Source organism: Hanstruepera ponticola, from assembly GCF_002940745.1.
Lineage (GTDB): Bacteria > Bacteroidota > Bacteroidia > Flavobacteriales > Flavobacteriaceae > Hanstruepera > Hanstruepera ponticola.
The window spans coordinates 2050364-2064260 of the sequence record NZ_POTB01000001.1 but is presented as its reverse complement, the minus strand read 5'-3'; the positions used below and the strand labels follow the sequence as shown (position 1 = coordinate 2064260).

The following is a 13897-nucleotide window of genomic DNA, read 5'->3' as shown; positions in this document are numbered from 1 at the left end:
ATATAAGCAGGAACTGTTTGTCGAAGATTATAGCATTTTCCTCTAATCAAGGAGCTGGATTCGGAATCAATTTATGGATTTCATCTATTGATTCCAAAACACTTTTATTCAGATTGACATGGATACTTTCAATATTTTCCTTTAGTTGATTCATATTTGTAGCACCAATAATATTACTGGTTACAAAGGGTTGTTGTGTCACAAATGCCAGTGCCATTTGAGCAAGGGACATGTTGTTTTCAGCAGCTAATTCCATGTACTTTTTGGTTGCTTCTGTTGATTGCTCGCTACTGTAACGAGAAAATCGTGGAAATAATTTCAATCTCGCATTATCTGAAGCATTCCCTTTTATATATTTACCTGATAACACTCCAAATGCCATGGGGGAATATGCTAATAAACCCATGTTTTCACGAATGGATAGTTCAGCCATATCACCTTCAAAAACACGATTTAAAAGTGAGTAAGCATTTTGTATGGTAACCATTCTTGGTAGATTATTTCTTTTTGATTCCTCCAGATATCGCATGGCACCCCAAGCTTTTTCATTTGAAATACCAATATGTCTTATTTTGCCTTCCTTTATAATTTCATTTAAAGCATGTAAAATTTCATTGAAATTATCTTGCCATTTGTCGCTTTGGTTGTGCTTGTAATCTCTAACCCCAAAGGTATTTGTTTGTCTTTCAGGCCAATGCAGTTGGTATAAGTCAATATAATCTGTTTTAAGCCTTTTTAAGCTATTATGAACCGCATCCCTTAAAGCATCTCGACTAAAACCATTGGTACGAATATGTGCAGTATAGTCTCCAGGTCCCGCAATTTTTGTCGCCAAAACCACCTTGTCTCGATTGCCTGTTTTGTGAAACCAATTCCCAATAATACGCTCCGTTTCAGCATAGGTTTCAGCAGTTGCTGGTACGGGATACAATTCAGCCGTATCGAAAAAGTTAACACCTTGAGCTAGTGCATAATCCATTTGCTCATGACCTTCAGATTCGGTGTTTTGATTTCCCCAAGTCATGGTTCCTAAACAAATTTTACTGACCTTAATATTTGTATGTGGTAAATTGGTATATTTCATAAGATTGATCTTGTGATTTGAATTTCAAAAAATTACATATCATCTAATAATTTGGTAATCTCATCTAGCTTTGGCGTTAAAATAACTTCAATACGTCTATTTTTAGCTCTTCCTTCAGCCGTATCGTTTGATGCTATTGGCGCATATTCACCTCGACCAGCCGCTGTTAAATTTTCAGGATTAATTGAACTATTTTCTCTTAAAATGTTTACAATTGCAGTAGCACGTTTTGTAGATAAATCCCAATTGCCGCTTAATTGCCCACTACCTTTATAAGGCACATTATCCGTATGACCTTCAATAAGGATTGCGATTTCAGGATTGTCTGCCAATACATTTCCTAATTGATTGACTGCTTCTCTTCCATTTGAACCAACTGCCCAGCTTCCGGACTCAAACAACAATTTGTTTTCCATGGACACATAAACCTTTCCACCACGTTGTTCTACGGTTAATCCTTTACCTTCAAAATCAGTCAATGCACTAGATATAGCATCTTTTAAACGCTTCATTTGCGCATCTTTTGCAGATAACACATTTTCCAATTCTGCAACACGATTAGATCGATCTTCAAGTTCTTTTTTCAGCCTTTCCAATCGCGCATTTTCAGCTGCCAAAGCTTGTTCTTTAGCCTCTAGTTGCGCCAATAATTCACGATTTTTTTGAGCATTTTCAGCAATTGACGCTGAACTGTTTTTCTCAAGTGCATCATAGGATGCTTTTAGATTATCCAAACTAGACTTTGTGGCGTTATAATCACGCTGTAATTTGTCACGTTGCGCCAAGGTTTCGTCATATTCTTTTTGCAAAGCATTCAAATCATTTAAGGCTTGACTTTTTGCCTTTAGAAGGGCATCATTTTCTGAAGAAAGTTCTCTATTTTGATCTTTTAAAGTATTGTATTTACTTTCTAAATCTTTATATACTTTTGGAGATACACAGGAGCTTATCATGACGATTACTAAAACTCCTAAAATTTGTTTTTTCATTTAAAATGCTATTAATCTGTTAGTTACTTATTTCTAATAAAATAGGGCAATGATCGCTATGTACTGCTTCCGAAAGTATAACGGCTCTTTTTATATTTTCTTGTAAAGGTTTTGACACCATTGCATAATCCAATCGCCAACCTTTATTGTTGGCTCTAGCATTGGCTCTGTAACTCCACCAACTGTATTCTTGTTTTTCTGGATGTAAATACCTGAAGGAATCAATAAAACCACTTCTAATAAAGTTACCAATCCATTCACGTTCAACTGGCAAAAACCCTGATACTCCTTTCATTTTGGGATTGTGGATATCTATTTCTTCATGGCATATATTGTAATCACCACAAATAATAAGATTGGGTATCTCTACTTTTAAATCATTAATATAGTTTTGAAACATATCCATGTATTCTAGTTTATGATCCAATCTAGCATCATTGGTTCCAGATGGTAAGTATAAACTCATTACGGAGAAATCATCAAAATCTAAACGAAGGTTTCTGCCTTCAAAATCCATAGATTCGATTCCTGTTCCATATTCTATATGATTAGGCTGAATCTTACTTAAAATTGCCACGCCACTATACCCTTTTTTTTGAGCGCTAAACCAATAATTATAGTGATAACCAGCATCTTCAAAAACACTTAAATCCAATTGCTCTTTCATAGCTTTAATCTCTTGCAAACAAACCACATCAGGATTGGCACTTTCAAGCCAATCAAGGAGGCCTTTATTTAAAGCAGCTCTGATGCCATTGACGTTATAGGAAATGATTTTCATCTTAAGTTGATTAGAATTTTAGCTAAAATAAATAATGCGTTACTTTTACACTATTAATTTAAAGTGCTTTTAACAAAAACTATCAACAAAATATTTTGGATATAAAGTAGTTTAAGTATCAAATGAAATTAACTGCAACGCTTTTATTGTTTTTTATTGGTTTTTGTGCTTTTGCTCAAGACCAAAACTCTAATTACAAAAGCAAAAAAGTGGCTGTTTCTGACACAATCGTTATCGATTCTGTAAGTATCAATTCTAGTTTTTTTTCAATAAAGACTAAAGACAGTACTTTTGTTGATGCCTCTTTTTATAAAGTTGATTTTACCAAAGCTACTTTAACAATTACAAACCCAATCCCATCAGATTCCATAATTATAAGCTATTTAGCTTATCCAGATTTTTTAACCAAAACCTACAGACAATTAGAAGATGATATCATATTAGCCAATACAACCAATCAGCAGAAATTGTATAAGCTTTCCCAACCTAGCGAAAAATCAAATTTCACACCATTTGATGGATTAACAACTACCGGAAGTATTTCACGTGGTATTGTTATAGGCAACAATCAAAATTCGGTATTGAACAGCGAATTGGATTTACAGGTTACAGGTAAATTAAGTGAGAAAGTATCATTAAGGGCATCTATTCAAGATGCCAATATTCCTTTGCAAGAGAGTGGCTATTCACAGCGTTTGGACGAATTTGACCAAGTGTTTATTGAATTGTTTAGTGAAAATTGGAAAATACGAGCTGGTGATGTGGATTTAGAAAACAACAACTCCTATTTTGGAAATTTCAGCAAGCGTGTTCAAGGACTTTCTATAAATGCCCGATTAAACCATTCGGAATCTACAACCAATTTATTTGCTGCTGGTGCTTTGGTGCGAGGTCAATTTACTACAAGTCAGTTTATAGCTCAAGAAGGCAATCAAGGGCCTTATAAATTGAGAGGACCCAATGAAGAGTTATATGTACTAATTGTTTCGGGAAGTGAAACGGTTTATGTAAATGGCATACCATTAGAACGTGGTGAAAATAAAGATTACATTATTGATTATAATGCTGGCGAAATCATCTTTAATGCTACTTTCCCTATAACTTCAGAAATGCGAATCACTGTCGATTACCAATTTAGTGAGAGAAACTATTCGCGTTTAGTGGTTTTTGGTGGCGGAAATTACACAAGTGACAAATTGAAACTAGGCGTAAGTGTTTATAGTGAAAATGACTCCAAAAATAATCCGCTGCAGCAAAATCTATCTGAAGAACAGGTTCAAATATTATCTGAAGCTGGTGACGACAAGAGTTTAATGGTAGCACCTTCAAGCACACCTGAAGCCTTCAATGAAAATCGTATCCTTTACAAGAAAGAAATTATTAATGGTGTTGAAGCTTTTGTGTTTTCCAATAATCCAGATGATGTGCTATTTAGTGTCACTTTTTCATTAGTAGGTGAGAACCAAGGGAATTATATAGTAAGTTCAATTGATGCTATATCAACTATTTATGAATATGTAGAGCCCATAGCTGGAATTCCACAGGGAAATTATGAGCCTATTATCCAGCTAGTAGCACCTACCAAGCTGCAACTGGCTATTGTAAATGGTGCTTATACACCAACAGAAAAAACCAGTATTGGCTTTGAAATAGCAGGCAGCAAGAATGATTTAAATTTGTTCTCAAGTATTGATGATGACAATAATGACGGTTATGCAGCCAAACTCAAAATTGATCAAGCTATTGTGAAAAATGATAGTTTATGGAATATCACTGCAAATATAGACACCGATTATATCAATGAAAACTTTAGAACCATTCAGCGTATTTATAATGCAGAATTTAACCGTGACTGGAATTTAGGTTTGGAAACTGGCTCGCAGAATATTACCAACTTTGGCAATCAATTGATTTTCAAATCTGGTTTAAGCCTATTTCATACCGAAAAAGGTATTGCCAATTATCAGTTTGAACATTTAAATTACACTGATAACTTTAACGGCAATAGGCATTTGATGGGTCTTAATTTCAATTTAGATCGTTGGCGTATTATTTCAAATTCCAGTTTTTTATCGGCAACGGCTAGTACTAACACTTCTACATTCTTACGTTCCTACAATCAAGTAACCTATAGTTTTAACAAAGCTTGGACAGGAACACGAATAGGCTTGGAAGACAATGAGCAAAAAGAAAAAGAAACTAACACTTACACACCATTAAGTCAACGATTTCAATCATACGAAGTTTTTGCAGGCATTGGTGATAGCACCAAAATATTTACTGAGGTTGGCTACAAATACCGAACCAATGATAGCATTAGAAACAACACCCTTCAAAAAGTAAATACCTCGAATACGGTTTATTTAGATTCCAGAATTATTCAAAATAACCAAACTAATTTATCAATTTATGCCAATTATCGCGTTTTGAAAGATGTTGATGCTGATAAAGAAAATGAACAGTCCATAAATTCACGTCTAATTTATGGGCAACGTTTTTTTGAACAACTCATTTATTGGAATACTATTTTTGAAACCAATTCTGGTACCTTACCACAGCAAGACTTTACGTATGTGGAAGTGGAATCTGGTACTGGTATTTACACGTGGATTGATTATAACAACAATGGTATTCAAGAATTGGAGGAATTTGAAATAGCACAATTTCAGGATGAAGCAGATTATATTCGTGTGCTGTTACCCAACCAGGTTTTTATTAAAACCCATCAAAATAGGTTGAGCCAATTATTGACTTTAAACCCACAACAATGGTCAAATAGCAGCCATGGTTTTTTAAAAGTATTATCGCATTTTCATAGTCAAACCTCATTTTTAATTGATAGGAAAGAAAAGCGAGAGGGTAATACCTTTAACTTAAATCCGTTTGGTGGTGATGAGGCTAATCAATTGGCATTACAACAAAACTTTAGGAGTGTTTTGTTTTTTAATCGAGGGAAGCAACGCTATACAACGTCTTACACCTATTTGACAAACACCACAAAAAACACCTTATCCTTTGGTTTTATTGAAAGTAAACTGAAAAGTCACAAACTACAATTTACACATAAATTTGCCACCAGTTGGTTACTAAATCTGGAATCTAATTTCAACAATAACATCAGTATTAGTGAAAACTATGCCAGCAAGAACTTTGATATTGACGAAACCAACTTGAATCCCAAATTATCATACCTCTTAAATGACAACACACGTTTTGATGTGTTTTTTCAATATGCCTCAAAAGAAAATACTATTAGCAATTTTGAAACCTTAAAACAGCAGAAATATGGTGCCTCGTTCACCTTTGCTAACTTTCAAAAGTCTGCCATAAGTGGCGAATTTAATTATTTCACAAATGATTTTGCTGGTAGTGCCAATACTGCAGTGGCATATCAAATGATGGAAGGCTTGCAACCTGGAAAAAACTACACCTGGAGCGTGTTGGCACAGAAAAAAATTACAAGGTATTTAGATTTAAACCTGACCTATTACGGCAGAAAATCTGAAACCAGTAAAGTGATACATACTGGGAATGTTCAGTTAAAGGCTTATTTTTAAAAAAGTGAAACAAAAAATCCCAAGTGCTAACCTGGGATTTTGATATTTATATTCTGGAAGGACGTTTCGAGAACATTTCGACAAGCTCAATGTGACACCTCAACGTCCAGAATCACATTCTCATCAACCATTCCTTAACATCAACTTCTTTTTTAATAATGTCTCGAAGCTCGTCTATTTTAACACGTTTTTGATCCATAGTATCACGATGACGAATGGTAACACTGTTATCTTCTAATGTGTCATGGTCAACTGTTATACAAAATGGTGTTCCTACGGCATCTTGTCGTCTGTAACGCTTTCCAACAGCATCCTTTTCATCATAAAACACATTAAAATCCCATTTCAAATCATCAACAATTTGTTTAGCAACTTCTGGTAAGCCATCTTTTTTAACTAATGGGAAAATGGCAGCTTTTGTTGGAGCCAAAACTGCTGGTAGTTTTAAAACGGTTCTTGTGGTATTATTATCTAATTCTTCTTCAACCAATGAATTTGAGAACACAGCCAAAAACATACGGTCCAGACCAATTGAGGTTTCTAAAACATATGGCGTGTAACTCGCATTTTCTTCATGGTCAAAATATTGTAATTTCTTTCCAGAATATTCTTCGTGTTGCTTTAAATCAAAATCGGTACGCGAATGGATTCCTTCTAATTCCTTAAACCCGAACGGGAATTTAAATTCGATGTCGGTTGCAGCATCGGCATAATGCGCTAATTTCTCATGGTCGTGAAAACGGTAATTGTCATCTCCCATTCCTAAAGATTTATGCCATTTTAATCGGGTTTCCTTCCAATAGTCAAACCATTCCTTTTGGGTACCAGGCTTGATAAAAAATTGCATTTCCATTTGTTCAAACTCACGCATTCTAAAAATGAACTGTCTGGCAACAATTTCATTTCTAAAGGCTTTTCCTGTTTGGGCAATACCAAATGGAATTTTCATGCGGCCTGTTTTTTGAACATTCAAGAAATTAACAAAAATCCCTTGAGCGGTTTCAGGACGTAAATACAAATCCATAGCTGTTTCAGCAGACGCACCTAGTTTGGTTCCAAACATGAGGTTAAATTGCTTTACATCTGTCCAATTTTTACTTCCTGATAGTGGATCGGCTATTTCAAGCTCTTCAATTAGAGCTTTGACATCGGCTAAATCTTCATTTTCTAAAGACTTGCCCATTCGTGATAGAATAGTGTTAATTTTCTCTTGGTAACCTAGAACTCGACCGTTTGTTGATATAAATTCCTCTTTATTAAAAGCATCACCAAAACGTTTTTCAGCTTTAGCGATTTCCTTATCAATTTTGGCTTCCAGTTTGGCGCAATAATCTTCTATTAAAACATCCGCTCGATAACGCTTTTTAGAATCCTTGTTATCAATCAACGGATCGTTAAACGCATCTACGTGACCAGAGGCTTTCCAAGTGGTTGGATGCATAAAAATGGCTGCATCAATACCCACAATGTTATCATGCATTTGCACCATGGCCTTCCACCAATAGTCACGAATGTTCTTTTTTAATTCTGCGCCGTTTTGAGCATAATCATACACTGCACTTAATCCATCGTAGATTTCACTACTTTGAAATACGTAACCATACTCCTTTGCGTGAGAGATTACTTTTTTAAATTGATCGTCGTTGTTTGCCATGCTGCAAAAATAAAAAACCGCTCCAATTAATGGAACGGTTTCTTGAAAAATAAAATTGATTAGTTAATTAAGTATTATCTCTGATGATCCTAATTTAAAATCATCATGAAAAACGGAAATTATATAATTTCCTCTTTTTAATTTTTGTTTTTGATTAACATTGATTTTGGTGCAAACATCAAGGTTTTTATTTCTATAATTAACAGATGTTTTTCCACTGTAAATTAATTCCGAATCTCCAAAGGACACAGCACCACGATCTGAAACCACATTGTTATCTGGTCCCAAAATTTGTACATAAATATCTTTATTCCCTTCTGGCGAGAAAGCATTTTGCTGAACTGTAAAACAAACCTCTAAATTATCTGCTTCAACTGCTTTTGTAGTCTCAACATCATAATTTGTATTGTTTGTAATAATCGCCGAAACATCAATATTGGCTAATTTTAAGGCTGTCACCTCATTGACAATGCTCTCAAGTTTAGCATTCTCTTCAGACAACATGGTAATTGTATTGGCTTGTATTTCCAGTTTTTCTGAAACATGCTGTGCTTCTTCAACGAGATCGTTGTTCTTATTTTGAATAGTTTGAATTTGCTTAAACAAGCTTCTTCGTTCTTGTTTTAAAACTGCAATTTCATTTTTATACTTAGAAATTAAAGGGAAATTAGCTTTTGCCATTTTCAACGAATCAAGAATAATTTGCATTCTAGATTGTGACTGTTGTAACTGTAATGCTAATTCCTTGTTATCAACACTCACCTCATCATAAAGTGCAATCATGTCTGATAATTCGTTTTGAACAAGATTAACTTCTTGTTGAACAAACTGTTCATGATTTTTAAGTGTGTTGTAACTAGAAAAGCTATACGACCCTAATACAACAATGGCTATCACCAAAGTACCAATAATTAATCTGTAGTTAAATAATTGAGGGTTAACTATCATCTTAATTAATTTTATCCTACGAATCTAAATATTAAGATTGTGTTGCGTGATTTTTATCGATAAAAAGATAAAAAACTTGTTAAAAACAAAGTTGCTGGTCAAATAATATGTTTGAAATAATAAACTTGTAATATATTTATAATAAATTCTTTAATAATGTTGCAGCATCTAATTGACATATTCTTTCCAAAAGTATGTTACGCTTGTAACAATTTGCTTCATGACAATGAGCTGTATATTTGCACCACTTGCAGGCATGATTTACCGGTTACCAACTTTCATTTTAACCAAGACAAAACAGTTGAAAATATTCTTTATGGGCGATGCCAAATTGAAAAAGCCACAGCCTTACTGTGGTTTGAAAAGAAAGGTATTACCCAAAGGTTAATTCATAATTTAAAATATAGAGGTTTTGAGGAAATAGGTCAGTTTTTGGGTGATTGGCTTGGTAATGAACTTAACAATTGTAGACATTACAATAATATTGATGCGGTCATAGCTGTTCCTTTACACAAAAAGAAACAACGCAAAAGAGGTTATAATCAAGTAAGCCTATTTGGACAACAAATAGCCAAAACTCTTCAGGCTGAATTTATAGAAGATGTACTCATAAAAACAACCAATACAAATTCACAGGTTCACAAAAATCGTATTTCCAGATGGTTTAATAATCCTGAAGTTTTTAAAACCAAAAATATTGAACGGATTGCCGACAAACATATTTTATTAGTTGACGATTTAGTTACAACTGGTGCCACCTTGGAATCCTGTATTCTGGTTTTACAAAAAGCACCTAATGTTAAAATTAGTATTGCAACAATGGCTGTGGCATCTTGATATTTTGTTAATGATAAATATGTTGTTTCTTTGCACAAATAATTGGTAGAAATGCGGAACTTATTTTTAAATTTTATTTTCACAATAGTTTTATTGCTCATGATTTCCAATTGTGCCAATAGAGGAAGGCCTAGTGGTGGAATTAAAGATGTTACACCACCAACAATTGTTAAATCAGACCCTGAAAATCAATCGGTTAATTTTGATGGAGATGAAATTAAAATCCAATTTGATGAATATATAAAAATCAAGAATCTCCAACGCCAACTGATTATTTCTCCTCCTATGGATCCTATTCCAGAAATTACTCCATTGGGTAATGCTAGTAAAGACATAAAAATAAAAATAACGGATACACTGTCTCCAAATACTACCTATGCTTTTAATTTTGGGAATAGTATTGTTGATAATAACGAAGAGAATCCTTTTCCTTATTACAAATACGTTTTTTCAACGGGTGATTACATAGATTCACTTTCAGTTAAAGGACAAATTATTGATGCAACCTTAAAGAAACCTGATGATTTTGTCTCAGTCATGTTATATGAAGTGGACTCTACTTTAACGGATTCTATAATTTATAATAAACAACCCAGATATATTACCAACACATTAGATAGTACAACAACTTTCACTTTAGAAAACTTAAAAGCTGGCAAGTATTTGATGGTTGCAATAAAGGATGAAAATCAAGATTATAAATTCCAACCTAAAACAGATAAAATAGCCTTTCAAGATACTTATGTGGATGTCCCGACGGATAGCCTTTTTACGTTAAAATTATTCAAAGAGGAATTAGATCCTAAAATTATTAGACCACGATTAATTTCAGGTGAAAAAATAGGGTTTGGCTATGAAGGTCCTTATAAGAATGTCCAAATTAAAGTACTATCTGAAGTACCTGATAACCATGAATACCGTATTACAAAAGATGCCAAGTCTGACACTTTGAATTATTGGTATAAACCACGTTTAGAAGTTGATTCATTATTATTTAATGTTACCAATACTGACTACTCTGAAGATTTTACAGTTAAAATAAGTGAACAAACCAGAGACACATTAACAGTTTCTGCTTCACCAGCCGGATCCATAAATTTTAATCAAGATTTTGAAATTTCGGGCTCGGTTCCATTTACAAACTTTGATAAAGAGAAAGTACGTATTTTGGATAAAGATTCCCTTGCGGTAACTTTTTCGACCAAGTTGGATTCTATTACAAACACGTATATCTTCAACTTTGAAAAGAAAGAAAGTGAACGCTATAAGATTGAAATTCTACCTGAAGCTTTTACTGATTTTTTTGGTGACACTAATGACACTTTAAGGTATAACCTAAACACCAAAACTTTTGCGGATTATGGTAATCTGCGGGTGATTTTAAAAAATGCTGAATACCCTGCAATTGTTCAATTAGTAACAGAGCAAGGCGAAGTAAAATATGAATTATATAGCACCAAACCAGAGCCTCTTGATTTTAGGCATTTAGAAACAGGTGATCTCTTCTTAAGAGTAATCTATGATGCTAATGAAAACGGCAAATATGATCCTGGTAAATTTCTTGAAAGACGCCAACCTGAACGTGTCAGCTACTATCCTAAAATACAAGAGATACGTTCCAACTTTGATTTGATTGTAGAGTTTACATTATTGTAAACGTATCCTTATCATTGAGAAATTTGAGCTTTTCACGATAATAGGTAATGTGCTTTTTCTCAAGAGTCACAGTTTCTATTTGGTCTTTGTTTGGTCTAATAGGTGTTATGTTATTTCCTAAAACATCATAAACCGCTGAATGACCACAATATTCATTTTGTTTGTCGTCAATCCCAATTCGATTCACTCCTACAGCATAACTCATGTTTTCAATAGCTCTTGCTTTTAAAAGGGCATCCCAAGCTGCAATTCTTGGTTTTGGCCAGTTAGCTACGTAAATCACTACGTCATATTCTGCAGTGTTTCTAGACCAAACTGGAAAACGCAAGTCGTAACAAATTAATGGGCACAATTTCCAACCTTTATAATCAATAATAACTTTTTCTTTACCAGCTTCAAACACCTTGTCTTCTCCTGCCAAAGAAAATGTATGGCTTTTATCATAAGTAACTATATAACCGTCAGGAAAAGCAAAAATCATACGGTTATAAAACTTATCATTTTCTTTTATTATTAGACTTCCCATTAAAGCAGTATCTAACTGCATTGCATGATTCTTCATCCAAGCAACGGACTTCCCGTCCATGGTTTCAGCAACTGCTTCAGCATTCATGGTAAAAGCTGTTGTGAACATTTCAGGGAGTATAATCAAATCTATATCTGATGGTAGTTCTTCAAATTTTTGTTCGAAGTTTTTACGATTAGCTTTGGCATCTTCCCAAACTAAATCGGTTTGAATAATGGCTGTTTTTAGTTGGTTTTGCATAGTTATTTTTGATGCTTAAGTCTGTTTAAGTTTCTTTTCTGTTTTTATAATATTTTCATTTAGTTTATCTAGTTTCTTTAACCATTTCTCTTCAGCATCTGCGTCAAGCTTTCCTTTGGCTTTAAGTTTTAGGTATTTAGATTGATTATCTTCATACTTCTCTTTAGCATTCTCTAAATTCTTTCTAGCTTTTTCTTTCTTTTGGTGTTCTTTCTCTGCCTTTTTGTCCTTTTTTTCAGCACGCTTCAGTTCTTTTTCAGCTTTTTTGTGCTCTTTGTGAATGGCTTTAGTTTCTTTCTCACTCAATCCTTGAGCAGATAGATTAAAGCTAAACATTATCAATGCCAAAAACAAAATTATTCCTTTCATGTATTAATTCATTTATTTGTGAATATAAAGCTTTAGACACAATAATTTAAGATTAGTAACACGAATTATATTTTATTTAATATCTCGGCAGCTTGCTCTAATATTTCATTGGTTTTAGCAAAACAAAACCGCAACATTTTATCATCCTTTCCTTGCTCATTAAAAACAGACATTGGTATAGATGCTAAACCATTTTCAATGGTGAGTCGTTTAGAAAATTCAACATCACTTCCATTTGTAATTCCTGAAAATCCTAACACCTGAAAATACGTTCCTTGAGATGTATTACATTGAAACCTCGAGTCGTGAATTAATTTTAGAAAATAATCACGCTTTTCTTGGTAAAACTCTGATAATTCTAAATAATGACTTGGTTCTTGCAGATAATCGGCTAATGCTTTTTGCATAGGATGATTAACAGCAAACACATTAAACTGGTGTACTTTCTTAAACTCATCCATTAAGTCTTTAGGTGCGCAACAATATCCCATTTTCCAACCTGTATTATGAAAAGTCTTTCCAAAAGAAGCTACAATAAAACTACGTGATTTTAAATCAGGAAACAGACAAGCACTTTGATGTTTTAGTCCATCAAATATAATATGTTCATACACTTCATCACTTAAAACAATGATATCTGTATTTTCCGTAAGTCTATGTAGCTGTAACATATCTTGTTCAGATAACACAGTTCCACTTGGATTATGTGGCGTATTGATGATAATCATCTTGGTTTTATGGGTTATAGTATTTTTAACTAATTCCCAATCAACACGATAATTTGGTGCATGTAATGGAATAGACTTCACAACTCCTCCAAACAACTCAACACTGGGTTCATAACAATCATATGCTGGCTTAAAAATTATTACCTCATCATCTTGTTTTATAAAGGTTGAAATAATTGTGAAAATGGCCTGCGTAGCTCCTGCCGTAACTGTGATTTCAGTTTCCGGATGATAGGTTACATTGTACAAGTGTTCAAACTTCTTTGAAATAGCTTGACGCAATTCTGAATTTCCTGGCATAGTTGCATATTGGTTATAACCAGAATTCATGGCTTTGCAGACTAAATCAATTAGTTTCTGGTCACTTTTAAAATTAGGAAATCCTTGAGCTAAATTAATGGCATTATGCTTATTAGATAAAGCACTCATCACCGAAAAAATACTATCCCCAACATGTGGTAATTTTGACTTATAACTCATATTTGTAAAGGTAATAACTTCAATTAACAATTTTATAACCAGAACTTT

At 33.7% G+C, this 13897-nt stretch carries 11 protein-coding genes; 3 read left to right on the top strand and 8 right to left on the bottom strand.

Annotated elements, in window-relative coordinates; translation table 11 throughout:
* Positions 1 to 46 precede the first annotated feature (46 nt).
* The 3 genes from C1S72_RS09345 to C1S72_RS09335 are packed head-to-tail and all read right to left on the bottom strand — an operon-like array spanning position 47 to position 2854.
* A complete protein-coding gene (locus C1S72_RS09345) occupies positions 47 to 1084 on the bottom strand; it encodes an NADP(H)-dependent aldo-keto reductase (protein ID WP_104735338.1) in 1038 nt (345 codons plus the stop codon).
* A 32-nt stretch (positions 1085 to 1116) separates the two neighbouring features.
* A complete protein-coding gene (locus C1S72_RS09340) occupies positions 1117 to 2073 on the bottom strand; it encodes an OmpA/MotB family protein (RefSeq protein ID WP_104735337.1) in 957 nt (318 codons plus the stop codon).
* A gap of 19 nt (positions 2074 to 2092) precedes the next feature.
* A complete protein-coding gene (locus tag C1S72_RS09335; RefSeq protein ID WP_104735336.1) occupies positions 2093 to 2854 on the bottom strand; it encodes an exodeoxyribonuclease III in 762 nt (253 codons plus the stop codon).
* Positions 2855 to 2976: 122 nt separating this feature from the next.
* Here C1S72_RS09335 and C1S72_RS09330 point away from each other — a divergent pair, with 122 nt between their 5' ends.
* Positions 2977 to 6411 carry a hypothetical protein gene (locus C1S72_RS09330; RefSeq protein ID WP_104735335.1) on the top strand — a complete coding sequence of 1145 codons (3435 nt, stop codon included), beginning with the start codon at positions 2977 to 2979 and terminating at the stop codon, positions 6409 to 6411.
* Positions 6412 to 6523: 112 nt separating this feature from the next.
* Here C1S72_RS09330 and C1S72_RS09325 read toward each other — a convergent pair whose 3' ends face one another.
* Entirely contained in the window at positions 6524 to 8065 is a 1542-nt protein-coding gene (locus tag C1S72_RS09325) for a glycine--tRNA ligase (protein ID WP_104735334.1), read from the bottom strand.
* Between the two features lie 63 nt (positions 8066 to 8128).
* Entirely contained in the window at positions 8129 to 9013 is an 885-nt protein-coding gene (locus C1S72_RS09320) for a hypothetical protein (RefSeq protein ID WP_104735333.1), read from the bottom strand.
* A gap of 156 nt (positions 9014 to 9169) precedes the next feature.
* Here C1S72_RS09320 and C1S72_RS09315 point away from each other — a divergent pair, with 156 nt between their 5' ends.
* On the top strand, positions 9170 to 9850 hold the full coding sequence (locus C1S72_RS09315) for a ComF family protein (protein ID WP_104735332.1): 681 nt from the start codon (positions 9170 to 9172) through the stop codon (positions 9848 to 9850).
* Between the two features lie 99 nt (positions 9851 to 9949).
* The gene (locus tag C1S72_RS09310; protein ID WP_230401609.1) at positions 9950 to 11506 is read left to right on the top strand and encodes an Ig-like domain-containing protein; all 1557 of its coding nucleotides are present in this window, start codon (positions 9950 to 9952) and stop codon (positions 11504 to 11506) included.
* On the opposite strand, the gene C1S72_RS09305 is transcribed toward C1S72_RS09310, so the two are convergent.
* The 3 genes from C1S72_RS09305 to C1S72_RS09295 all read right to left on the bottom strand — a co-directional run bounded on the left by C1S72_RS09305 (position 11493) and on the right by C1S72_RS09295 (position 13849).
* A complete protein-coding gene (locus C1S72_RS09305; protein WP_104735330.1) occupies positions 11493 to 12272 on the bottom strand; it encodes an amidohydrolase in 780 nt (259 codons plus the stop codon). The two genes, C1S72_RS09310 and C1S72_RS09305, sit on opposite strands and share 14 nt — an antisense overlap.
* A 15-nt stretch (positions 12273 to 12287) precedes the next feature.
* Positions 12288 to 12641: a hypothetical protein gene (locus tag C1S72_RS09300; RefSeq protein WP_104735329.1), complete on the bottom strand. Its 354-nt coding sequence runs from the start codon at positions 12639 to 12641 to the stop codon at positions 12288 to 12290.
* Between the two features lie 65 nt (positions 12642 to 12706).
* A complete protein-coding gene (locus C1S72_RS09295; RefSeq protein ID WP_104735850.1) occupies positions 12707 to 13849 on the bottom strand; it encodes a methionine aminotransferase in 1143 nt (380 codons plus the stop codon).
* Positions 13850 to 13897: the final 48 nt, after the last annotated feature.

Excerpts from the sequence above, each read along its gene's own strand:
- C1S72_RS09320 (WP_104735333.1), bottom strand. The coding sequence starts at position 9,013 with ATGATAGTTAACCCTCAATTATTTAACTACAGATTAATTATTGGTACT.
- C1S72_RS09330 (WP_104735335.1), top strand. The coding sequence starts at position 2,977 with ATGAAATTAACTGCAACGCTTTTATTGTTTTTTATTGGTTTTTGTGCT.
- C1S72_RS09340 (WP_104735337.1), bottom strand. The coding sequence starts at position 2,073 with ATGAAAAAACAAATTTTAGGAGTTTTAGTAATCGTCATGATAAGCTCC.
- C1S72_RS09310 (WP_230401609.1), top strand. The coding sequence starts at position 9,950 with ATGATTTCCAATTGTGCCAATAGAGGAAGGCCTAGTGGTGGAATTAAA.
- C1S72_RS09300 (WP_104735329.1), bottom strand. The coding sequence starts at position 12,641 with ATGAAAGGAATAATTTTGTTTTTGGCATTGATAATGTTTAGCTTTAAT.
- C1S72_RS09315 (WP_104735332.1), top strand. The coding sequence starts at position 9,170 with ATGTTGCAGCATCTAATTGACATATTCTTTCCAAAAGTATGTTACGCT.
- C1S72_RS09325 (WP_104735334.1), bottom strand. The coding sequence starts at position 8,065 with ATGGCAAACAACGACGATCAATTTAAAAAAGTAATCTCTCACGCAAAG.
- C1S72_RS09345 (WP_104735338.1), bottom strand. The coding sequence starts at position 1,084 with ATGAAATATACCAATTTACCACATACAAATATTAAGGTCAGTAAAATT.
- C1S72_RS09335 (WP_104735336.1), bottom strand. The coding sequence starts at position 2,854 with ATGAAAATCATTTCCTATAACGTCAATGGCATCAGAGCTGCTTTAAAT.
- C1S72_RS09295 (WP_104735850.1), bottom strand. The coding sequence starts at position 13,849 with ATGAGTTATAAGTCAAAATTACCACATGTTGGGGATAGTATTTTTTCG.
- C1S72_RS09305 (WP_104735330.1), bottom strand. The coding sequence starts at position 12,272 with ATGCAAAACCAACTAAAAACAGCCATTATTCAAACCGATTTAGTTTGG.